Origin of the sequence: Sphingomonas sp. STIS6.2 (assembly GCF_000732685.2) — a bacterium.
GTDB lineage: Bacteria > Pseudomonadota > Alphaproteobacteria > Sphingomonadales > Sphingomonadaceae > Sphingomonas > Sphingomonas aerolata.
In genome coordinates, this window is the sequence record NZ_JPDP02000080.1 from 1 (window position 1) to 24,073 (window position 24,073).

General features: G+C 67.2%; 14 protein-coding genes. 8 read left to right on the top strand and 6 right to left on the bottom strand.

Annotated elements, in window-relative coordinates; genetic code table 11:
* Nucleotides 1–25 precede the first annotated feature (25 nt).
* From sphst_RS11960 to sphst_RS11970, 3 genes are all read left to right on the top strand, one after another.
* Nucleotides 26–2,704, top strand: coding sequence for a TonB-dependent receptor domain-containing protein (locus sphst_RS11960; protein ID WP_234387611.1), 2,679 nt, complete (start codon nt 26–28; stop codon nt 2,702–2,704).
* A gap of 70 nt (nt 2,705–2,774) precedes the next feature.
* On the top strand, nt 2,775–5,360 hold the full coding sequence (locus tag sphst_RS11965; RefSeq protein WP_199848967.1) for a glycoside hydrolase family 3 protein: 2,586 nt from the start codon (nt 2,775–2,777) through the stop codon (nt 5,358–5,360).
* Between the two features lie 30 nt (nt 5,361–5,390).
* Nucleotides 5,391–8,867, top strand: coding sequence for a glycosyl hydrolase 2 galactose-binding domain-containing protein (locus tag sphst_RS11970; RefSeq protein ID WP_107045579.1), 3,477 nt, complete (start codon nt 5,391–5,393; stop codon nt 8,865–8,867).
* Between the two features lies 1 nt (nt 8,868).
* Here sphst_RS11970 and sphst_RS11975 read toward each other — a convergent pair whose 3' ends face one another.
* Genes sphst_RS11975 through sphst_RS11985 form a run of 3 tightly spaced genes read right to left on the bottom strand, consistent with a single transcriptional unit; the run spans nt 8,869 to nt 12,057 of the window.
* A complete protein-coding gene (locus sphst_RS11975) occupies nt 8,869–10,206 on the bottom strand; it encodes a GntT/GntP/DsdX family permease (protein ID WP_107045580.1) in 1,338 nt (445 codons plus the stop codon).
* Nucleotides 10,207–10,599 carry a RidA family protein gene (locus tag sphst_RS11980; protein ID WP_031395232.1) on the bottom strand — a complete coding sequence of 131 codons (393 nt, stop codon included), beginning with the start codon at nt 10,597–10,599 and terminating at the stop codon, nt 10,207–10,209.
* 12 nt (nt 10,600–10,611) lie between these two features.
* Nucleotides 10,612–12,057: an N-acyl-D-amino-acid deacylase family protein gene (locus sphst_RS11985; protein ID WP_234387612.1), complete on the bottom strand. Its 1,446-nt coding sequence runs from the start codon at nt 12,055–12,057 to the stop codon at nt 10,612–10,614.
* Between the two features lie 121 nt (nt 12,058–12,178).
* Between sphst_RS11985 and sphst_RS11990 the strand changes: the two genes are divergently transcribed.
* Nucleotides 12,179–13,417 carry an amino acid deaminase gene (locus sphst_RS11990; protein ID WP_031396227.1) on the top strand — a complete coding sequence of 413 codons (1,239 nt, stop codon included), beginning with the start codon at nt 12,179–12,181 and terminating at the stop codon, nt 13,415–13,417.
* Nucleotides 13,418–13,438: 21 nt separating this feature from the next.
* Here sphst_RS11990 and sphst_RS11995 read toward each other — a convergent pair whose 3' ends face one another.
* Both sphst_RS11995 and sphst_RS12000 read right to left on the bottom strand, forming a co-directional pair.
* Nucleotides 13,439–15,751, bottom strand: a complete 2,313-nt coding sequence (locus sphst_RS11995; protein WP_107045582.1) for a GH92 family glycosyl hydrolase — start codon at nt 15,749–15,751, stop codon at nt 13,439–13,441.
* 35 nt (nt 15,752–15,786) lie between these two features.
* Nucleotides 15,787–17,265 (bottom strand): glycoside hydrolase family 125 protein, encoded by a 1,479-nt coding sequence (locus tag sphst_RS12000; RefSeq protein WP_107045583.1) that lies wholly within the window; start codon nt 17,263–17,265, stop codon nt 15,787–15,789.
* Between the two features lie 395 nt (nt 17,266–17,660).
* Here sphst_RS12000 and sphst_RS12005 point away from each other — a divergent pair, with 395 nt between their 5' ends.
* Nucleotides 17,661–18,869, top strand: coding sequence for an ROK family transcriptional regulator (locus sphst_RS12005; protein ID WP_107045584.1), 1,209 nt, complete (start codon nt 17,661–17,663; stop codon nt 18,867–18,869).
* A gap of 62 nt (nt 18,870–18,931) precedes the next feature.
* Here the strand turns inward: sphst_RS12005 and sphst_RS12010 are convergent, their stop codons facing one another.
* A complete protein-coding gene (locus sphst_RS12010; protein WP_031394693.1) occupies nt 18,932–19,924 on the bottom strand; it encodes a cellulase family glycosylhydrolase in 993 nt (330 codons plus the stop codon).
* Nucleotides 19,925–20,524: 600 nt separating this feature from the next.
* Here sphst_RS12010 and sphst_RS12015 point away from each other — a divergent pair.
* From sphst_RS12015 to sphst_RS20560, 3 genes are all read left to right on the top strand, one after another.
* Nucleotides 20,525–21,619 carry an acyltransferase family protein gene (locus sphst_RS12015; RefSeq protein WP_159043597.1) on the top strand — a complete coding sequence of 365 codons (1,095 nt, stop codon included), beginning with the start codon at nt 20,525–20,527 and terminating at the stop codon, nt 21,617–21,619.
* Between the two features lie 139 nt (nt 21,620–21,758).
* The gene (locus sphst_RS12020) at nt 21,759–23,027 is read left to right on the top strand and encodes a hypothetical protein (protein WP_031394691.1); all 1,269 of its coding nucleotides are present in this window, start codon (nt 21,759–21,761) and stop codon (nt 23,025–23,027) included.
* Nucleotides 23,028–23,128: 101 nt separating this feature from the next.
* Nucleotides 23,129–23,821: a hypothetical protein gene (locus tag sphst_RS20560; RefSeq protein WP_156360242.1), complete on the top strand. Its 693-nt coding sequence runs from the start codon at nt 23,129–23,131 to the stop codon at nt 23,819–23,821.
* Nucleotides 23,822–24,073 lie beyond the last annotated feature (252 nt).

The following is a 24,073-nucleotide window of genomic DNA, read 5'->3' on the forward strand; positions in this document are numbered from 1 at the left end:
AACCGGCTGGGTCAGGTGCAGCCCGATGCGCAGCAGAATTATCAGCAGAGCAACGGCCAGCAGCGCGGCGTCAAATTGCGCGCTCAGTCTTCGCGGCCTTCAGCCGATCCGCACGCTCACCCTGATCGATGGCCAGCGGGTCGTCGGCGCGAACGTCACCGGCGTCGCCGATGTCAGCCTGTTCCCGGTCTCGCTGATCGAACGGGTCGACGTCGTGACCGGGGGCGCCTCCGCCTCCTACGGCTCCGACGCGGTCGGCGGCGTGGTCAATTTCGTGACCAATACCCGCTTCACCGGCTTCAAGGCCAATCTCCAGTCGGGCATCAGCACCTACGGCGATGACGGCAACCACACGGTCCAGGCGGCGGTCGGGAAATCGCTGTTCAACGACCGGCTGCATCTCATCGGCAGCGGCGAATACAGCCACGAGGACGGGATCGGATCGGCCGGCTTCGGTGTCGGATCGAACCCCGACGGCAGCGGCCCGGGCGGGCGCAACTGGCTGGTCTCGCGCAACCTGATCAACCGCGGCATCACCAATGACGGCGGCCCGCAATATCTCGATCGCAGCTTTACCCAGGCGAACAATACCGCGCTCTACGGCCTGATCACCGCCGGTCCGCTCCAGGGCACCGCGTTCGACGTGAACGGCAATCCGCGTCAGTTCGAATATGGCTCGAACGGCGTGCCGCTAAAGGATGCGAACGGCAACGTGCTCGGCTGCTACAACGGCGTGTGCGAAGGCGGCGACCGGTCGGGCAACGTGACCAACGCCAATTCGCTCAAGTCGACGATCACGCGGCTCAGCGGCTATGGCCGGATCGGCTTCGACATAGATCCCGACAATGAACTTTACACCACCGTCAACGTCGCCCGGGTGACGACGGGCAACATTCCCAATGTCGGATCCGCGCAGTTCGGCAACCTGACGCTCCAGTGCGCCAACCCCTATGTCCCTACCTCGATCCAGGACGCCTGCGCGGCGAACGGGATCACCCAGTTCCGCTACGGCGTCGACAACGCGATCTTCCCCGACTCGATCAGCGTCCGCACCGAGCGCGAGCAATATCGCTTCGTCGCCGGCGCGAAGGGCAAGATCCAGGCGTTCGGGGGCGACTGGCGCTATGATGCCTATTACCAGCACGGCACGGGCATCACCGACATCACCGTCCGCGATATCCCGCTGATGCCGCGCTACAATGCCGCGATCCAGGCGGTCCGCGCGCCCGATGGCAGCATCACCTGCGCCAATCCCGCCGCGGTCGCCAGCGGCTGCGTCCCGCTCAACATCATCGGCGGCCAGACGCCCAGCGCCGCGGCGCTCGCCTATATCCTTCCGGGCAACGGACCATATCAGCATACGCGCCAGACCCAGGATGTCGCGAGCTTCTCGGTCAGCGGCGAGCCGCTGCAACTGCCCGCCGGCGCGCTGTCGGTCGCGTTCGGCAGCGAATATCGGCATGAATTCTATCAGGTGAACGCCGATCCCTACGGCAATGGCGTCGTGACCAGCGGTGCCTACGACGCGCAATATCCCAGCGACCCGCTGCTGAACCCGCAGGGCGGCAACTGGTATGCGGGCAATTACCGCGACGGCCGCGGCGCCTATAGCGTGTATGAATCCTTCCTCGAGGTGAATGCGCCGCTGTTCAACTCGGACGGGGTCGGCAAGGCGAACCTCAATGCCGCCGGGCGCGCGACCAACTACAGCACGTCGGGGACGGTCTATACGTGGAAGGTCGGCGCGACCTGGGACACGCCGGTCGACGGCATCCGTTTCCGCGGCGTGACCTCGCGCGATATCCGCGCGCCCAATCTGAGCGAGCTCTTCGCCGCGCCGGTCACCAGCAATCGCACCGGCACGACCGATCCGTTCAATCCGGGTCGCACGCTCACCGTGCTCCAGACGACCACGGGGAACACCGCGCTGCGCCCCGAAGTCGCGCGCAATACCGAATTCGGCGTGATCCTGTCGCGTCCGTCCTGGGCGCCGCGGCTGAACATCTCGGTCGATTACTACCGCATCAAGATCAAGAGCGCGATCGCGGCGCTCGATGCGCAGACCCAGATCAACCTCTGCTTCGCCGGCGTGACCTTCACCTGCAACAGCTTCGACATCAGCGATCCGAACAACGCGTCGGTCACCGTCCAGCCGTTCAACTTCGCGTCGATCTTCACCGACGGCTTCGACATCGAGGCGAGCTACCAGGTCCCGTTGTCGGGCATCGGCCTGCCGGGGCAGGCGTCGCTGCGTGGTCTGGCGACGCATGTGAAGAACTTCGTCTCGGATCGCGGCCTGCCCAACACGATCCCCATCCAGGGGGCGGGCGTGAATCTGGGGCAGGGTGCGACGCCGAGCTGGAAGGTCCTCGCGGTCCAGGACTGGACGGCCGACCTCTTCAGCATGACGCTGCAGGAGCGGTGGATCAGCGCGGGCGTGATCAGCAACGAATATATCGTCTGCCAGACCAACTGCCCGGTCTCGACGATCGATCACCCGACGATCGATCGCAATCACCTCGATAGCGCCTTCTACGTCGACATCAGCGCCTCGTACAAATTCACCGACGCGGTGCAGGGCTATGTCAAGGTGGACAACATGTTCAACAAGGACGCCGCCACCGTCCCCAGCGATATCACCAACCCCGGTCTCTACGACGTCGTCGGACGCGCGTTCCGGGTCGGCATGCGCGCGAACTTCTGATGACCCCGGCCCGGTATGCCGTTGGGCATGACCGGGTCGGTCATCGGATCCGATTAACTGGGGAAAGCCGATGCTGCCGTTCCTGCTGATGGCCGCCGACGTTCAGGCGCCTGATCTTCAACCGACGCCACCCGCGGTCGAGACGGCGATCGCGGCGATGACGCTGGAGGAGAAGGCCGCGCAGCTCGGCAGCAGCGCGCCGGCGCTGCCCCGGCTCGATCTGCCCGCGTACGACTATTGGAGCGAGGGGCTGCACGGCCTCGCGCGCAACGGGATCGCGACCGTCTTTCCACAGGCGATCGGTCTGGCGGCGAGCTGGGATACCGCGCTGCTCGATCAGGTCGGCACGGTCGTCTCGACCGAGGCGCGGGCGAAGTACAACGCCGTGCGCTCGACGCGCGACCGGCGGCGTTTCGCGGGGCTGCACATCTGGTCGCCCAACCTGAACATCTTCCGCGATCCGCGCTGGGGGCGGGGGCAGGAGACCTATGGCGAGGATCACTATCTGACGGGCAAGCTGGGCGTCGCGTTCGTTCGCGGCATCCAGGGGCCCGACGCCGCGCATCCCAGGGCGATCGCGACGCCGAAGCATTTCGCGGCGCATTCGGGGCCGGAGGCGGGGCGCAACAGCTTTGACGCGGATATCTCCCCGCGCGACATGGCCGGGACCTACACGCCGGCCTTCCGCATGGCGGTAACCGAAGGCCGCGCGCGGTCGATCATGTGCGCCTATAACTCGCTTCACGGCGTACCCGCCTGCGCGTCGTCCGCGTTGCTGACCGACCGCGCGCGCGGCGACTGGGGGTTCGACGGCATGGTCGTGTCGGACTGCGATGCGGTCGGCTATATCTCCGTCTTCCATTATTACCGCCCGGATCTGCCCTCGGCGGCCGCGGCGGCGCTGCAGGCGGGCACCGATCTCGATTGCGGGCCGAGCTATGATGCGCTGCCCGCCGCGGTCCGCAAGGGTCTGGTACCCGAAGCCGCGATCGACACGTCGTTGCGTCGTGTCCTCGCGTCGCGCGCGGCACTCGGCATCGCCTTTGGCCAGCGCAGCCCCTGGACGCGCATCGCGCCGTCGCAGGTCGACACGCCCGCGCACCGCGCACTCGCGCAGACCGCGGCGGAAAAGTCGCTGGTACTGCTCACCAACAAGGACCGGCTGCCGCTCAAGCCCGGGACCCGGATCGCGGTGATCGGGCCCAATGCCGACTCGCTCGACGTGCTCGAGGCGAATTATCACGGCACCGCCAGCGCGCCGATCACGCCGTTGCAGGGCATTCGCGCGCGTTTCGGCGCCGATCGCGTAACCTATGCGCAGGGCAGCGGGCTGGCGGCGGGCGTCGCCTTGCCCGTACCCGAAACCGCCCTGTCCGCGAACGGCAGGCCGGGGCTGACAGGCGAGTATTTCAGCGACGGCGCGATGACCCGGCGGGTCGCGACCCGGCAGGACCGCACGATCGACTTCGACTGGGATCGCGCGCCGCCCGTTCAAGGACTGTCGGGCAAAGGCTACGGCGTCCGCTGGACCGGGCAACTGACGCCGCCGGGCCCCGGCCGCTACCGGCTGCGGCTCGACGTCCCCCGCTGCTTCGACTGCGAAGGCCATGATCCGGTGAAGCTGTGGCTCGACGGCAAGCCGCTGATCACCGACGACGGCAGCGATAGCGCAGTCGAGGCGGAAGTCACCGTCACCGACGCCAAACCGCACGACCTCCGCATCGACTATGTGCACGCAAGCGAGGATGGCGGGATCGGCCTGCGCTGGGTCGCGCCGATCGACGCGCAGCGCGGCGAGGCGCTCGCCGCCGCCGGTGCAGCGGATGTGGTCGTGGTGTTCACCGGCCTGTCGCCAACGCTCGAGGGCGAGGCGCTGCGGCTCGACGTGCCGGGCTTCCTCGGCGGCGACCGCACTGCGATCGAACTGCCCGAGCCGCAGCGCGCGCTTCTGGAAACGCTCGCCACCGCCGGGAAGCCGATCGTGGTCGTGCAGCTGACCGGCTCCGCGATCGCCGATCCGTGGAGCAGGGACCATGCCGACGCGGTCGTCGCCGCCTGGTATCCGGGCCAGTCCGGCGGGACCGCGATTGCGCGGATGCTGGCGGGCGATATCAATCCGGGCGGGCGTCTGCCGGTGACGGTCTATGCCACGACGCGCGATCTACCGGCCTATATCGATTACAGCATGAAGAACCGGACCTACCGTTTCTTCAGCGGTACGCCGCTCTACCCGTTCGGCCACGGCCTCAGCTACACGCGCTTCGCCTATGCCCCCAAGACGGCGCCGATCGCGACGGTGACCGCGGGACAGCCGCTGGCGGTCAGCGTCACCGTGACCAACACCGGCAAGCTCGCCGGGGACGAAGTGGTCCAGGCCTATCTCGCACCCGTCGACCCGCAGGAACAGGGGCGGACGATTCCCGTGCTGCAACGCCAGCTCGTCGGGTTCCGCCGGATCCCGCTGCGCGCCGGCCAAGCCCGCACCGTCGACTTCGCCATCGATCCGCGCAGCCTCGGCATGGTCGAGCATGACGGTACGCATGCCGTCGTGCCGGGTCGCTACCGGCTGTTCGTCGGCGGCGGGCAGCCCGGGGACGCGGCGGGGATCTGGACGGACGTGACGATCACCGGGACGCGGACCGTGCTGCCGAAATAACGCGAACGACACCCAAGGGGAGCCTGCGAGATGTGTGCCATCAGGATCTATACGGCGTCGCTGTGCGCCGGCGTCGCGGCCATGCAGGGGCCGGCGCAGGCGGCGGCACAGCAGGTCGACTGGCCGTCGTCGCGGATCGCGCACCCGAAGCGGGCGGCGATCGGGCCGTATAACGCGGTGTTCCTCGCCGGGTCCGACGGTCTCGAACGTCCGGTACAGGGCTATGCCGCCGACGAGGCACTGCCGCCGATGCCGCAATGGACGATGCGCGCCTGGATCAACCCGACGCTGCTGCCCAAGGGACGCGTGCCGGTCGCGGCGATCGGCAACCCCGCCGGCGCGGCCGCACGGATGTTCGCGCTCGACGATGGCAAGCCCGTTTTCCAGATGGGCGCCACGACGCTCCGCGCCGCTGCGCCGATCACCCGCGAGTCCTGGCACCTGCTGACCGCGACCGCGGATGCGGGCCGGGTGCGCTTCTTCGTCGACGGGCGGCTCGTCGGCACCGCCACCGCCGAGGCGATGCCGCCGGCCACCGGCGTCGTCGCGCTCGGACCGCGCCTGCCCGGCCAGGCCGGGTTTGCAGGGCGGATCGCTGCGTTCGCGCTCGATCCCGTGCTGCTCGGCGCACCCGCGATCGCCACGCTCGCCCGGCGTCAGCCCGACGCGGCGCTGATCCGGTTCGAGGATGCCAGCCCGTCCTGGCCGCTGCAGGTCAAGACGCAATATGGCCTGACCGCCCCGCAACCGGCCTGGGAACTCCCGACCGGCAAGGCGCCCTTCTCGAAGCCCGTCGCAAGCCCCGTATCGACCGCCCCCGCGCTCGCGCCGACGCGCGAGGGGCATTATGCCGTCAATGCCTGGCGTCTCGTCGCGGCGCCGACCGTGGCGGCGAACGGGGCCGCGATCTCGCAGCCGGGGTTCGATGCGCGCTCGTGGCATGCCGCGACCGTGCCGGGCACGGTGCTGACGACGCTCGTCGATCGCGGCGTCTATCCCGATCCGACAATCGGCCTGAACAACATGGCGATCCCCGAAAGCCTGTCGCGGCAATCCTGGTGGTATCGCAGCGAATTCACGCTGCCCGCGACCCCCGCCAAGCGGCTGACGCTGACGTTCGACGGCGTCAACTATGCGGCGCAGGTCTGGGTCAACGGCACCGCGATCGGCGACGTGAAGGGCGCCTTTATCCGCGGGCGGTTCGACGTGACCGACCGGCTCCGGCCCGGGCAGCGCAACAGCATCGCGGTGCTGGTCGCGCCGCCGCCGCATCCCGGCATCGCGCACGAACAGTCGCTCGCCGGCGGGCGCGGCGACAATGGCGGCGCGTTGATGAGCGACGGTCCGACCTTCGGCGCGAGCGAGGGGTGGGACTGGATCCCTGGCGTGCGCGATCGCAACACCGGGCTGTGGCAGGGTGTAGATCTCGCCGCGACCGGGTTCGTGACGATCGGCGATCCGGCGGTCTCGACCCGCCTGCCGCGGCCCGACAATGCGGTCGCCGAGGTCTCGATCGAGGTCCCGGTGACGAACCACGGCACCGCGCCCGCCTCGGCGACCGTGCGCGCGGCGTTCGACGATGTCGCGGTCGAACGGACCGTGACGATTCCGGCCGGTGCCAGCCAGGTCGTGCGCCTTACCCCGAGCAGCTTCCCGCAACTCGCGGTGCAGAAGCCGAAACTCTGGTGGCCCAACGGCTATGGCGATCCGGCGCTGCACCGGCTCGACCTGACGGTGGCGAGCGACCGTGTCGTGTCGGACCGCCGCAGTCTCGATTTCGGGATGCGCAGCGTGACGTATGAACTGTCGTCGCTCGACACCACGGGGGCGTTGCGGCGTGTGCTGGTCGATACCGCGCTCGCGCATGATCTCGGCACGCCGGTGATCGACGAACGCCACCCGGCGCTGCGCAAGGTCCGCGGCGGCTGGGCGAATTCGCTGATGCCGGGGGCGGAGACATCGCCTGCGGTCACCGCATTGCCCGACGATCCGCTGTCGCCGCAGATGGTGCTGCGCGTCAACGGCGTCCGCATCGCCGCGCGCGGCGGCAACTGGGGCATGGACGACATGATGAAGCGGGTCGGCACCGACCGGCTGACCCCCTATTTCCGGCTCCACCGCGAGGCGGGGATGAACATCATCCGCAACTGGATGGGGCAGAGCACCGAAGAGGCGTTCTACGCGCTCGCTGACCGCCACGGGCTGATGGTGCTCAACGACTTCTGGGAGTCGACACAGGACAACGACGCGGAGGCGCAGGACGTGCCGCTGTTCGTCGCCAATGCACGTGACGTGGTGCGGCGCTATCGCACCCACCCGTCGATCATCCTCTGGTTCGGCCGCAACGAAGGCGTGCCGCAGCCGATCCTGCAGACCGCGCTGCAGGACATGGTCTGGCAGGAGGACGGCACCCGTCTCTACAAGGGCAATTCGCGCGTCATCAATCTCGGCGGATCGGGGCCCTATGAATGGCACCCGCCGGAGGATTATTTCACCGGCTATCCGCACGGCTTCGCGATCGAGGTCGGCACGGCGAGCTTTCCGACGCTGGAATCGTGGCAGCGCACCGTCCCCGTCGAGGATCGCTGGCCGATCAGCGACACCTGGGTCTATCACGATTGGCACCAGGAACGCGGCGTGTCGATGGCGAGCTTCGTGCGCGCGATGGACACCGAATTCGGTCCGGCCCGGGATCTCGCCGATTTCGAGCGCAAGGCGCAGATGCTCACCTACGAATCGCACCGCGCGATCTTCGAAGGGTTCAATGCCGGGCTGTGGACCACCAACAGCGCCCGGATGCTGTGGATGACGCACCCCGCCTGGCCCTCGAGCGATTTCCAGATCTACTCGTCGGACTATGACACGCACGCCGCGTTCTACGGCACCAAGAAGGGGGCGGAGCCGGTTCATATCCAGATGAACCAGCCGGGCCGTCAGGTCGTGATGGTCAACACCACGCGCCGGCCGCTGACCGGGGTGAAGGCCACCGCGCGGGTCACCGATCTGACCGGCGCGACCGTCGCGACCCACGCGCAGACCGTCGACCTGCCCGCCAACGCCACGGTCGCGCTCTTCCCGCTGGCGCTCGATGCCGCTCTCGCGAAGGGGCCGGTGCTGGTCCGGCTCGACGCGTCGGCCGCCGACGGGAGCCGCGTGTCGGAGAATTTCTACTGGCAGGCGGCGAACCCCGCGGATCTGCGCGCGCTGTCGGCGATGCCGCAGGCCACGCTTCGGGCTGACGTGGCGGCAGGAACGGCGGCGGCGGGCGAGCGATCGCTCCGGGTCACGCTGTCCAATCCGGGCACGACTCCCGCGTTGCAGACCAAGCTGACACTGTTCGACAGCAAGGGCGTGCAGATCCTGCCGGCCTATTTCAGCGACAATTACGTCTCGCTGCTGCCCGGAGAGACGCGTGACGTCACCGTCGCCTATCCCGGCGACCGCGGCGTCGCCACGGTGCGGCTGCGCGGGTGGAACAGCCCCGCGACGACGATCGGGGGCAAATAGGCTAGACGACCAGCGACAGCAGCAGCGTCAGCCCCAGACCGACCACCGAGATCAGCGTCTCGCACACGGTCCAGCTGCGGATCGTGTCGGCGACGCTCAGCCCGAAATACTCCTTCACCAGCCAGAAGCCGCCATCGTTGACGTGGCTGAGGATCACCGATCCGGCGCCGGTCGCGAGCACCAGCAGTTCGGGCCGGATCCCGGGATTGGCCGCGGCCAGCGGCGCGATGATCCCCGCGGCGGTCGCCATCGACACCGTCGCCGACCCGGTCGCCACGCGCATCAGCGCCGCGATCAGCCAGGCGAGCAGGACGATCGGCATATGGACGCTGGTCGCTGCGGCGACGATCGCGTCGGATACGCCGCTGTCGATCAGGACGCGGCCGAATCCTGCGCCCACGCCGACCACCAGCGTGATCATCGCGGTCGGCGCGAGGCAGTCGTTGGTGAACTTCTGGATCGTCCCGAGGTTCATCCCGCGCGCGAGCCCCAGCGTCCAGTAGCTGACGAGCACCGCGGCGAGCAGCGCGACGACCGGCGTGCCGACGAAGCGCAGGATGCCGTCGAGCCGCGATCCGGGCAGCGCGATCATCGTCGCGAGGCTGCCGGCGAGCATCAGCACGACGGGCAGCAGCAATGTCGCAAGCACGATGCCGAAGCCGGGCAGGCTCCGCGTGTCCTCGGCCTCGACGACCGCGGCGGGGGCGATCGGCTGCGGTGCGAGATGCCGGATCACCAGCCGGCCATAAAGCGGTCCGGCGATCGCGGCGGTCGGGATGCCGACGATCAGCGCGAACAGCACGGTCAGCCCGACATCTGCATTATACGCCTGCGTCGCCAGCAACGCTGCGGGGTGCGGCGGGACCATCGCATGCACCACCGACAGCCCCGCCGCCATCGGCAGCCCCATCCGCATCGGATGCTGCCCGAGCCGTCGCGCCAGCGTGAAGACGATCGGCACCAGCAGGACGAAGCCGACCTCGAAGAACACCGGCAGGCCGACGATCAGCGCGACCGTCATCATCGCCCAGTCGGCGCGCGCAGGGCCGAAAAAGCCGATCACGCTGTCCGCGATCCGCTCCGCGCCGCGGCTTTCGACCATCATCTTGCCGAGGATCGTGCCAAGCCCGACGACCAGCGCGATATGCCCGAGCGCGCCACCGACGCCCGCCTCGAAGCTCTTGACGATCGATCCGAGCGGGATGCCGACGACCAGCGCGAGCGCGAGCGACACCAGCGTCAGCGCGATGAATGGGCTGAGCCGCACCCGCACGATCAGCACGATGAGCGCGGCGACGGCGATCGCCGCCTCGGTCAGCAGCATGCCGCCCGGCTGCATTTACGGTTTCTTCCAGGCGACGCAGTCGACCTCGACCTTGCAGTCGACGACCATCTGCGACACGACGCAGGCGCGCGCGGGGGGATGCGCGCCGAAATATTGCTGAAACACGCGGTTGAACGACATGAAGTCGCGCGCGTCGTCCAGCCATACGCCGCAGCGTACGAGATGCTCGGGGCCATATCCGGCTTCCTCGAGGATCTTCAGCACGTTGCGGATCGCCTGATGCGTCTGCGGGATGATGCCGCCGTCGATCACCTCGCCATCGACCATCGGCACCTGGCCCGATACGAACAGCCAGCCATCCGCGCCGACCGCGCGCGCGAACGGCAGATGCTGGCCACCGGTGCCGGTGCCGCCTTCGACGCCATAACGCTTGAGTCCGTCCGTCATCTGATCATTCCTTCACTGGGTAATGGGGTTTGCGCGGCGCAGCAGGCGGCCCGCGCGGGCGCCGGTCGGTCGGCCGAGCGCGAGCGTCGCGACGCCGTTGACCCAGACTCCGTCCACGCCATCCGCTGCGGTCGTCGGCTCGTCATAGGTCGCACGGTCGGCGATCCGCGCGGGGTCGAACAGGACGAGATCCGCGGCGAGCCCTTCGCGGACATAGCCGCGGTCGTGCAGGCCGAAGCGATCGGCGGGAAGCCCGGTCATCTTGCGGATCGCGGTCGCCAGCGGGAACAGGCCGCGGTCGCGCGCATAATGGCCGAGCACGCGCGGGAAACTGCCCCATAGCCGCGGATGCGGTCGGGGATCGCAGGGCAGGCCGTCCGACCCGACCATCGTCAGCGGATGCGCGAGGATCCGGTCGACATCGCTGTCGGTCATGCAGTGATACACCGCACCCGCCGGTTGCAGCCGCGTTGCGGCGGCGCGCAGGTCGACGTCCCATTCGGCCGCGATGTCCGCGAGCATCCGTCCCGCCTGGGCGGGCTCGGCGTCCGACCAGGTGATCCGGATCGGCGTCTCCGGCACGACCTGCTTCAGATCGAGCGTCGAGGAGCTTGCCGTATAGGGGTAGCAGTCGCACCCGACCGGCTGATGCGCATCGGCGTCCTCGAGCATCGCGAGGATTTCGCCGCTGCGACCATATTGCGGCGCGCCCGCGCATTTGAGGTGCGACACGATCACACGCGCGGCGGCGTGCCGGCCGATCGCGAACGCCTCGTCCAGCGCGGGGACGATCGCCGCCGCCTCGCTGCGCAGATGCGTGCAATAGAGCGCGCCGGTACCGCGCAACGCCTGTGCGATCGCCATCACCTCCGCGGTCGAGGCGGCGTTGGCATTGGCATAGGCGAGCCCGGTCGACAGCCCGAACGCCCCCGCCGCCAGCCCGTCCTCCAAGTCGCGGCGCATCGCCGCGCGTTCGTCGTCGCTCGCATCGCGGTCGAACCCGCTCATGTGCCGCGCACGCAGCGCGGTATGGCCGATCAGCGCGACGACATTGGTAGCCGGGACCGCGGCATCGACCGCCTGCGCATAGGCCGCGAAATCGGAATAGCGGAATTCGTCCGCGCCACCGAGCAGCACCAGCGGGTCGGGCAGGGGGGCATGCGCGCTCAGATCACTGCCTGCGCTGATCCCGCAATTGCCGACCACCACCGTCGTCACGCCCTGCGTCACCTTCGCGGTCATCGCGGGCGCAGCGATCACGACCAGATCGTCATGCGTGTGCGCGTCGATGAACCCGGGTGCGAGCGCCAGGCCCCGCCCGTCGATCGCGCCCGGCGGCGGCGACGCGGCGGCTGCCGCGACCCGCGCGATGATCCCGTCGCCTATCTCGACGTCGGCGCGGAAGGCCGCGCCGCCGCTGCCGTCATACACGTCGACACCGGCAATGACTGTCGCCATCATTTCACCTCCCAGAGGTTCCAGAGGTCAGTGCCACGCGTCTGTCGTGGCCGGGCTGGATCGACACTGTCACCGCGGGTCGAAATAATGTAAACAATTTTCTTTATCTGGGAGGTCTGCCGTGAGCGACGTCGGTGTGAAGCTGCACAAGGGTATCGGGCGGGATGCGGCCGCGCGCTGGAACCTGCTCGCGGGGGACGTCATGTTTCCGGCGGCGGTGCTCGATGCGCGGCGGATGCAGCATAATCTCGACTGGATGCGCGCGTTCATCGATGCCTATGGCGTGTCGCTCGCACCGCATGGCAAGACGACGATGGCGCCCGCGCTGTTCAAGCGCCAGATCGATGCCGGCGCTTGGGGCATCACGGTCGCCACCAGCCAGCAGGCGCAGGTCGCGGCGGCGCACGGCATCGACACCATCCTGATCGCGAACCAGATCGTCGGCGACGCCAATATCGCCGCGATCGTCGATCTGCTCGCCGATCCTGCGCTGCGGCTGATCTGCATCGTCGACTCCGCCGCCGGGGTGGCGCTGCTCGGAGAGGCGTGCCGCGCCGCCGACGTGTCGCTCGACCTGCTCGTCGAACTCGCCCCCGAACCCGACCAGTCGGGCTTCCGCACCGGCGTCCGCGATGCCGCCGCGCTTGCCGGGGTGCTCGACGCGGTCGCGCACTGGCCGGGGCATCTCCATCTCGCCGGGGTCGAATTCTACGAAGGCGTGCTGAGCGACGAGGCGGAGGTCCGGCACTTCATCCGTCGTGCGGTGACGATCACGCGCGATCTGCTCGCGACGGGGCGGATCGCGCGGACGCCCGCGATCCTGTCGGGGGCGGGCTCGGCCTGGTACGACGTGGTCGCGGAGGAAACCGCCGCGCTGGCAAAGGCCGGCGACGTCCAGGTCGTGCTGCGCCCCGGCTGCTACATCAGCCATGACGACGGCCTGTACCGCATCGCACAGGAACAGATCCTGAAACGCAATCCGGTCGCGCCGAGCTTTGGCGACGCGCTGCTGCCCGCGCTGCGCGTATGGGCGGTGGTGCAGTCGATCCCCGATCCGGCGCGCGCGGTCATCGCGATGGGCAAGCGTGACGTCGCCTTCGATGCCGGGCTTCCCCGGCCTGCGACGCTGTTCCGCAAGGCGCGCGACCGCCGCCCGGTCGACGCCCCCGCGCACTGGGCGGTGACCGGGCTGATGGACCAGCACGCCTATCTGGCGATCACCCCCGGCGATGACATCGCGGTCGGCGACGTCATCGCCTTCGACATCTCGCACCCGTGCCTCACCTTCGACAAATGGCGGCGGGTGCTGGTGGTCGATGACGATTTCACCTGCGTCGAGGTGGTCGAGACCTTCTTCTGATCCCGCCCCCGGCAGCGGGCGTCAGCGCGGCGCCGAGGGCGGACGGTCCTCGGCGCGCGTGCCGAAGCGCGACGGCTTCGCGCCCATCGTGAATTCCAGCTCGCCGCCCTGGATCAGGTCGGCATGCGCGATCCAGTTGCGGGTCCAGGGCTTGCCGTTCCAGCGCACCGACTGGACATAGGGCCGGTCGGGCGCATTGCCGATCGCGCGCACCCGGAGCGTCTTGCCCGCGCCGACGCGCATCTCGCCGCTGTCGAACAGCGGCGACCCGAAGACATAGATCCCCGTCGTCGGATCGACCGGATAGAAGCCGAGCGACGACAGGATGAACCACGCGCTCATCTGGCCGCAATCGTCATTGCCGATCACGCCGTCGGGATCGTCCTTGTACATCTCGGTGCATAAGCGGCGGACCATCGCCTGGGTTTTCCACGGCGTCCCGACATAGGCATAGAGATACGCCACATGATGCCCGGGCTCGTTGCCATGCGCATATTGCCCGACCAGCCCGGCGATGTCGGGTGGCGCGTTGGCGGGCAGCGTCGAGGGCGCGTTGAAGAAGGAATCGATCTTCGCGTCATACGCCGCATCGCCGCCGAAATGCGCGATCAGCCCGTAAATGTCGTGCTGATTCAGGAACGTCGCCTGCCAGCCATTCGCCTCGGTATAGTCCCGCCACCGCGGTTGCGGCATGTGGCCGAGCTGGATCGGATCATAGGCCGCCCACCAGCTTCCGTCGGCGAAGCGCGGCCGGGCAAAGCCGATCTTCGGATCGATCACGTTGCGCCAGTTGCCGCTGCGCTTGCGGAGCAGCGCCGCATCGTCGGTCTTGCCGATCGCGTCGGCGAGCAGCGCCATCGCATGATCGTCATACGCATATTCCTGCGTCCGGCTGACCGACTCCTTGATCTTGTCCGCGGGGATATAGCCGAGCCGCATGTAATGATCGCGGCCGAGCGTCGCGAGGCTGTCCTTGTACTGCGGGTCGAAGGCACGCCGGCGGATATTGGGCCAGGCCGCGGCATAATCGGCCTTGATCCCCTTGGCATGCGCCTCGGCGAGCACTGCGACCGAATGCCAGCCGTTCATGCACCCGGTCTCGAACCCCTGCAACGGCCAGGTCGGCGGGCCATAGGGGCTCTGCTGCGTCTGGCGGATGAGATCGTGGACGAAGCGCTCCGCCATGTCGGGACGGACCAGTGTCATCAACGGATGCAGCGCGCGATACGTGTCCCACAGCGAATAGGCGCTGTACGCGCGTTCGGTCGCGGGCAGGGTGTGGACCTGCTGGTCGAGCCCGACATAGCGACCGTCGCGGTCGCTGAACAAGGTCGGGCCCATGAGCGTGTGGTAGAGCGCGCTTGCCATGATCGTCCGCTGCGCCGGCGTCCCGCCCGCGACCCGGACCATGTCCAGTTCCTTCGCCCAGATTCGCCGCGCGGCGGCGCAGGTCGCGTCGAACGTCCAGCCCGGTGCCTCGGCCAGCGCGCCCCGCGCGCCTGCGACGTCGACCGCCGAGATGCCGGTCTTGACCAGGATCGGTGCCGCGCCCGCATCGTCGAAGAACAGCGCGACCTTCAGCCGGTGCCCGGTCACGCCGCGCCCGCCGCCCGCGACCGGCGTGTCGCCGTCGCCATAGAATTGCACGCGGTCGGGCTTGCGCGACAGCTGCATCGCGAAATGGATGCGGCGCCCCTCCGCCCAGCGGAAGACCTGGCGGCTGCCCGTCAGCAGGCCGTCCTCGCCGATCGACAGCGACGCGTCCTCGATCCGGATCGCCTCCTCCGCGGTCTCCTGCTTGCAGTGCGTCAGGTCGATCAGGATATGCCCCGGACCCTTGGCAAAGGTGTAGCGGTGCAGCCCGGTCCGCTCGGTCGCGGTCAGCTCCGCGAGCACGCCCGACTCGAGCTTGACGCGGTAATAGCCCGGCTCGGCATGTTCGTCGGTATAGCGCTGGCGATAGCCGTCGGACGGCGTCTCGCGCGGCCCCGCGACGAGCTTCAGCGGCTTGCGCGTCGGCACCAGCAGCACGTCGAGCATGTCGCCGATCCCGGTCCCCGACAAATGCGTGTGCGAGAAGCCCATGATCGAGCGGTCGGACTGGTGATAGCCCGAACAGGCATCCCAGCCATGATTGTTGGTATCCGGCGAAAGCTGGACCATCCCGAACGGCAGGGTCGCGCCGGGGAAGGTATGGCCATGCCCGCCCGTGCCGATTAACAGGTCGGGCCTGGTGACTGCCGGCGACTGCGCGTGTGCGGCAAGGGGAAGGGCCGTGCCGAACGCGGCAAGGGTCGAGCCGGCAAGCAGCTCGCGACGGGTGGCGCGGATCACGCGGTGGTCTCCTAAAGGTCGGGCGGTCGGGGGAATCAGAAGGTCTCGCGCAGCAGGGCGGGGCGGCGCCGCTCGAGATCGAGGATCAGGTCGCCGAACAGCCCGTTCGCCCAGGCGAACCAGGGCCGCGAGAACCGTTTCGGGTCATCCTTGTCGAACGATTCGTGGATGAAGCCGGTGCCCGCGTCGGTGGTCTTGAGCCAGCGCAGGCATTGCCGGATTTCCGCATCGTCGTCGCTGGTCATCGCGCGGACGATGATCGACATCGGCCAGATCATGCCCAGCCCCTTGTGCGGGCCGCCGATCCCGTCCGCCGCGCTGCCGGTGAAGAAATACGGGTTGCGCGCGCTCCAGGCGGCCGCCCGGGTCCGACGGTACAGCGGATCGGTGCGCGACGCGGCGCCGAGCAGCGGTAGCGCCGACAGGCTCGGCACGTTCGCATCGTCCATGAAGATCGCATTGCCGAACCCGTCCACCTCGAACGCCCAGACGTCCCCGCCCGTGCCACCCGTGCCGCCTGCGCGATCCGCCATCCGGCCATGCGTGCGCAGCGCCGCGTCGACCTCGTCGGCGAGCGCAACGCACTCGGCCGCCGCGGCGCTGTCGTGCCGCGCCTCGACATGAACCTTGGCGAGCATGCGCAGCGCCGACACCGCGAACAGGTTCGACGGGATCAGGAAGGGCAGCGTGCAGGCATCGTCCGACGGGCGGAACATCGAATGGATCAGCCCGACCTTGCGTGTCGGCGCACCGACGCCTTTCAGCATCAGCGTTTCGGTCGCGTGGCGATTGACGCGCTCGAACCGGTACGGGCCGTCATCGGTCTTGCGCTGCTGCTCGCGCATCGTCGCCACCGCCCGCGCCATCGCCTTCGCCCAGAGCGCGTCGAACGGCGCGGTATCGCGCGTCTCGCTCCAGTACCCATAGGCGAGCCGCATCGGATAGCACAGCGAATCGAGCTCCCATTTGCGTTCGGCAACGCCCGCGCGCATCTCGGTCAGGTCGTCGATCGCGCCCAGGTTCGACTTGGCCTGCGGATCCGCCATGAAGGCATTGGCGTAGGAATCGATCAGGATGCACCGCGCCTGGCGCTGGATGACGCCGTGGAACAGGCGGCGCAGCGCCGGGTCGCGGCGGCAGAGATGGACATAGGTCTGCATCTGCGCCGAGCTGTCGCGCAGCCACATCGCCTCGATATCGCCGGTGATGACGAACCCGTCCGGCTTGCCGTCGACGATCCCCAACCGGACCGTCGTATCGAGCGTGTTGGGATAACAGGTCTCGAACAGATGGCGCAGCGCGGGATCCGCGATTCTCGCCTTCACCCGCACGATCTCCTGCTCGACCGCCGGGCTGACGAAGCGACGCTGATCGCGCGGCGGCCGGGCGCCGCCAGCAACGGGCGCCGCCGCCGCGACCCCGAACGCGGGCGTCGCCGCTGCCGTGCACAGCGCCGCAGCGCCGGCCTTCAGCATGTCGCGGCGAAGTAGTGCAGAAGATGTCACCCCGATCATGCGGCCGACATCTCCGCACACGCAAGTCCGGGAAGAACATTGCTCCGTACACGCTCCGCCAATCGCCCGGTGTCCTTGCAGGCGATGCCTCGTGATGCTGCCAATGCGCCTCTCCAATACACGTCCGTGCCCGGCGTCCTTGTCGGGATTGCCGGAAAGATACTGTCGCACCATTGAACGGAGGCGCGACCTGATGTGCTGGGGTCGAGGCTAGGGGGCGACGTACCGGGGCGCAAGCAGATTAAGAAATTTAATTTTCTTTCACGCGGTCGGTTTTCCATGCGGTTGCAGCGGGGTGGCGCGTGATAGGGCCCGGGCGGATCGATGATCCCGGCCGGGCCCATCGACTTTTCTTTCGCCGGACGTGTAAGAATACGTCGGAGGGGCATATCACGATGGACAAGCCGATACGGGAAGCGCGCGGTGCGCGCCTCGCAGTGTCGTTGTCGGGCACGAACCTGGCGCGTGCGAGCGACTATAATCAGCGCGTGGTTCTGCAGGCCATCCGGCTCAGCCCGGAGACCAGCCGTGTCGAGCTGAGCCGGACGACCGGGCTGACCGCGCCGACGATCGCCAACATCACGCGCCGGCTGATCGACGCGGGTCTGGTGAAGGAGGTCGGTCGCCTTCAGGGGCCGCGCGGGCAACCGGCGATCCAGCTGACGATCGAGCCGCTGGGCTGCGTCGCGATCGGCCTCAACATCGATCGCGATCACCTGACGCTGGTCGCGCTCGATCTCGCGGGTCAGGTGCGCAGCCGGATCGCGCAGGATATCGCCTTTGCGATGCCCGAGGACGTCGTCGCTTTCGTCGCGCACAACCTCGAATCGCTGCTCGCGGAGGCCGGGGTCGGACGCGACCGCGTGATCGGCGTCGGGGTCGCGGTACCCAATGATCTGGGGGTCATCACGCTGCCCGGGCGGCCGTCGGACTATGATCGCTGGGCGGGCCTCTCGATCCCCGCGCTGCTCGCCCCGGTCATGCCTTGGCCGACCGTGATCGAGAACGACGCCGCGGCGGCGGCGATCGGCGAGGCGCAGGCGGGGGCGGGGTCACCGCTGGCGAGCTTCTTCTATATCCTGATCAATTCCGGGCTCGGTGGCGGGTTGATGATCGACCGCCATTTCGTCGAGGGCGCGAACAAGCGCAGCGCCGAACTGGGATTGCTGCCCGACGCGACCAACCCGGCGCCGGGCGCGGTCGTGCAGGACATCGTCTCGATCTCGGCGCTGCTGCAGATGCTGAAGGACGCCGGCCTCGATGTCGAAAGCCAGAAGAACATCCGGCCCGCCGATCCGCAGACCGACCGCGTGCTCGAACGCTGGGTCGATCTCGCCGCAAAGGCGCTGATCGCACCGCTGATCAACATCACCTGCCTGATCGATCCCGACGCCATCGTCATCGGCGGCCGGCTCGACACCGCGCTGCTCGACCGCCTGATCGCCCGCCTCGCCGGCGCGTTGGCGGTCACCGTACAGCCCCCGATGACCACGATCATCCGCGGCGCCCTCGCCGCCGACGCACCGGTCATCGGCGCCGCGCTGCTACCCTTCCTCGACAAGCTGCTCCCCTCCGACGCCATCCTGATGCAGGTCGGCCGGTAGGGGCGTGAAGAGCCGGAATACGGCCCTTCACGCAGCGCCTGCGAGGGAGGGGGCCCCGCGGATTACTGTCCCGCGATCATCTTCGTGTAGGCCGCCACGGGTACCGATTCCCGGGTGCCCTTGGTCGGTTCGATCTTGAAGAAATAGGATTCCGTCCACGCGCGACCGCCACCCCAGGCCATCGCATCGAGCCAGACGTCGCTGTCGGTCTTGATCGACTTGACGACGTTCGCCGCGATCGCGGTGCAGGATGCGGGCAGCCCCTTGGAGCTTCCCAGTGCATATTCGCCCAGGATCGCCCGATATCCCCGCTTCCGGGCAGCCGCAGCGAAGATCTTCAGTCCGCCGTCGCCCGCCGGTTCGCTGACGCACTCCGCATTAGTACCGCTGGAGCCGGTGTCGAAATAGCGATGCGGCGACAGGATGATGCGGTTCAGCGGATCGATGAGGCCGCCCGAGCGATCGATCGCGCATGCAGCACTCTCGCAGTCCCGGCTCGCCGGTTCGTTCTTGTCGAACCGGAATGACGCGGACCATTGCGGCCACTCGACAAGGATCCGGTGCTTGAACCCCGCCTTGCGAATGCCCGCGACGATCTGGTTGGTATCGCGAACCCATTGCATCCAGTCGTTCGTCACCACGGGATCGGTGAAGAAGCGCGGCTCGTTCATCAGGTCGATCATGACCATTTCGGAATTGTCGAGCTTGCGCAGGATCGGCAGCCAGAATGCGATCTGCTCCGCCGGCGTCGGCCATTTATAGTCATGGCGGTCGAGGATCACGGGCACGTTGCGGGCGTTGGCCGCCTTGACCACGTCGACCACCCGCTGGAGGACGACGGGGTCATTCATCTGGCTGCCGTTGAACGGCAGGCGGATGCTGCGGAACCCGGCCTTGTCGACGTACCAGGCGACGTCGGCCACGGTCGGGCACAGGGCGCCGTTCGCGACGAACGAACATCCCGCGAGATTGACGCCGAACCGCGGCGCGGCCTCGGCGGCCGTGGCGAAGGACAGCAGGGCCGTGGCAGCGGCGATGACGCGAGGAAGAATCATCTTACTTCACCTACGAGGTTTGGATGGAATGCCGTGCTCTCGATGTGAAGCACAGTGCGATCCTTCAAATAGCCAATTTGTGTTAAATTTTTCTTCCGCAACAAGACGTTGGCGATGAATAATTATTGGGAGCGTCACAATTACTGACAGAGTTCGACAAATGCCGTCATGCGTGTGACACAGGTGACGCGTGTTCGGCATGAACATGGTCGAGATCATCGGCAAAGTGAATCGCCCGGTAACCAAATGCTTTGATGCGACGACATGCCTGTCCGCCGCGGTCAGTGCCATTCCGGGTCGCGCCGACGCCGGGAATCCCGTGGAAGTCGGCGCCATTCTATGCCAGAAGCCCGCTCACGACACCGGATGGGGACCAGCGTGCGGTCAGATATGCCCTCTATCTATCTGATAATGCGGTTTTAAGCCCGTCGACATGACGCTGAACCGCCGACGTGGTTCGACGAGCACCCTATGACTCTGAGGTTGTACCCCCGTCAGATGCCGAAATCGACGCGTATAATAGTCGAATATCCTGTCCTGCAGCACCGGTTGCGTGCCGCAGGGCCCGTAAACCTGTTTAAACTGTAAGGCGGACAATCAGTGACCTCCGTACCAAAATCCGGGATGCACCTGTCGTCCTTGCAATATCTGCGCGGTATCGCTGCACTGGCCGTCGTCTATTTCCACGCGGTCGTACAAGTCGAGCAGGTGGCGCATATTCGCGAACTTCCCATGTCTGGATCGTTCGGCGTCGATATCTTCTTCGTCCTGAGCGGGTTCGTCATGTGGTGGACGACCAGGGATCGCAAGGTCGGCATCGGCGACTTCCTGGTCAAGCGCCTGATCCGGATCGCGCCGCTTTACTGGGTTCTGACGATATTTGCCGCGATGGTCGCGCTGTTCTTCGGCGATCTGTTGCGGTCGACCAAGTTCGACCTTCCGCATCTCGGCTTCTCGCTCCTGTTTCTCCCCTATTGGAACCCGGCCGTTGCCGCGACCAATGCGGAGGTCCTGACCCCGGTCATCGTTCCGGGCTGGACGCTCAATACCGAGATGATGTTCTACGCGGTCTTTGCCTGCGCGCTGGCCGTCAGGCAGACGCTCAGGCCCCTGTTCGTCGCCGTGCTGCTGGCGCTCGTGTACGTATCGGCCAAGACGTGGCTCTCCGGGACGACCGCGGCCTTCTACGGTACGGACCGCCTCGCCGAATTTCTCGCGGGGATTGTTCTGGCGTGTACGATCCGCCGTCTTCCGCGCCTGTCGCCCGGCATCTGGGCGGTGGCAGGGCTTGGCGCGTTCGCCATGCTGTTCTGGATGGATCTCGAAAGGCCTTCCGTCTCGCAATTCATTGTCCTCGGCATACCCGCGGTCATTCTGCTGTGCGCGGCGCTGCAGATCGAGATCTCGGGCCATTTGCCCGACCTGCCGAAACTGTTCCTGCTCGGCGACGCGTCCTACAGCATCTATCTCAGCCATATCTTCGTGATCGCGGGCACCCGCGTCGCGGCCCATGTCGTCGGTCTCGATCTGGGCATGGCGAACGGTGCCGTCTTCGTTATCCTCGCGCTCGTCGTCAGCAGCGTCGCCGGGATCGTCGTCCACCGGACCATCGAACTCCCGCTGCTCAAGGGCATGAACAGGCTGCTGCGCGGTGGCCGCAAGCCGCCCGCCGCCGCCGAACTCGGCACATCCTAGTTGGGATTTAGGGCTGGCCATCGACGGGCAGCCGTAGAATGTTCGTCCAACGGCGCGTCGGCCTCGATCATCCGCACCAACTGCAAACGGTGACATCATGAAGACTTCACAACCTATCACCGGGATCAGGGCGCGGCGCATGACGGCGACGCCAACCGGCGGCAAGGCGCTGATCAGCGATCACAGGTTCGGGATCCTCGCGGTCACGCTCGTCGTCTCCGCGAGCCTGTACAATGCGATGCTCGCGATCATCAGCGCGCATGTGAAGGGCCTCACGTCCGCGGCGCCGATCGCGATGGAGGGGCTGCTGCTCGGCGGCGCGATGGGGCTGGCGCTGCTCAAGCGCCGCCCAGACGGCGAAGACGCTCCGGCGATCGGCTTGCTCTACCTGTTTGCGCTCCTTGCGGTGTTCACGTCGCTCGCGAGCGATGCGGTGTTCCCCGATGCCTTTCGCAACGTCGCGATCATCGCGTCCTTCTTCCTGCTCGGTCGTCGGTGCAGCTTTCCCCAGGTGCATCTCGCCTTTGCGCTGCTGACGATCATCACCCTGACGGTGCTGATCTTCGAGATCGCCTTCCCGACCGCCTATGTGTCGGTATTCCAGCCGGGCAATTACTATGCGGCAACGCGCGGCATGGAGGTGAGCGAGTTCAACGAGACCGGCCTGTTCAACAATGCGGCGGGGTTCGAATCGCGCTTTTCCTTCGGGGTGTTTTCGGGCGCGCGGACCTCGTCGGTGTTCCTCGAGCAGGTTTCCAATGCGAACTTCGCCGGTATCCTCTGCGTGTTCCTCGTCGCCACATGGGGACGGTTGAGCGTCGCCATCCGGACGACGATGGTGACGACGATCGTGCTGATCCTGCTGTCGAACAACACGCGGACGTCGTCGGCGCTGGCGGTGGTGACGATGATGGGATATTTCATCTTCCCGTATCTGTCGCGCGGACTCACGCTGCTGATCGCACCGGTTCTGGTCCTGCTGGCGTTTCTCGCCGTCGGCGACACTGTGACGCATAATGATGATCTGATCGGCCGGCTGGGCATCACCACCGAGGCGCTGCGCAAGCTCGACATTCCGACCATATTCGGTGCGAATGCGATGAAGGCGCGGCATCTGATGGACACCGGCTTCGGCTATGTCACCGCCTCCAGCTCGATCTTCGGACTGATCGCGATCTGGCTGTTCTTCTCGCTTGGCCAGCGCGCGACGGACACCGCCTCGAAGCGCTGCGCCTGGGCGACCGCGGTCTATCTCTTCGCCAACATGATGATCGGCGGCACCGCGATCTTCTCGATGAAGGTCGCCGCCCCCTTGTGGATGCTGGTCGGGTATATGGCCGCCACCGCGCCCAAGCCCCAGACGTCGCGACCGAATGGCCCCGCGCCTCGAGGATCGATCGCGGCCTGAAGCAGGACCCGGCCTGCATCCGGGGAGTATTGGCGTCGGTGTGCTATGTCGGGACCGATTGGCTGCATAAAACCTAATTCAATCTGATACGTAGCTTTTCCATGGCAAGCAGCGAATCTCCCTCAACGGCAACCCGGTCTGCGGAAACACTCCCCGACGATTCTCCCCTGCAACCGCCGGCCATCGAGCCGGCCGATCGGGAATATCTGGTCGCCGCGAGCACGATTCCGGGTTCGCACTACGGCGCAAGGATCGGGAGCAACGCGGCGCTCTGGGCGCTCGCGAACCAGCGTCAGGACATCGACAAGCGTTTGGCGGTCCTCACGGCCCGTAACCAACGAAGCATCCGTACGGCACGATACTCGGCGATCGCCGCAGTCGTTCTGGGGATCATGAGCACGGTTGGCGCAGCCTATTATGCCCGCCAGGCAGATCCCCGCCCGGCTCTGGTCAAGGCTCCCGTCGCCCAAACCCCAAAAGCCTCCATCGCACCGCCTGTCAGGCCGCAGCCAGCCGCTATCTCGACCGCAGTTCCAGCTGAAGGTGGCAACATTCCGGTGGCGCAGAAGGCCAATGCCGCACCGAGCCAGGCTGGAGCGTCAATGCCCAAAAAGGCACGGAGGCTGTCACCCGCGAAACGTAAAGTGCGGCGTGCTCGCGCGCGGTCGTCAAGGTGGATTGCACAGCCTCTGCACGGTGCCGCTCTTCGACGGGCGTTGATTGCCGATCGCAAGCGGACCCGGGAACTCAATCAAGCCCAGCTGAGAAAATTGACACGCCGACGTCGCGACTGATCGCGCGCTGTCGCCCTCCGTGGCGGCAGAGCCCCCCTCCGCCGCGGCCGATCACAGCCCACAGCAACTCGTGATCGGCAAGCAGCCTATGCCGCGACGGAGCTTACCGATGCACCGGCAGGCCGCAATATCGTCAGCCGAATCCAGAGATGGATCATGCCTGCCTGCTTGTCCGCTTACGCCCATTTGCGGCTGTTCACCGCGCCGTTGACGCGGCCCGGAAGCGGACGTCCGGTTAGGGCGCGATCTGCG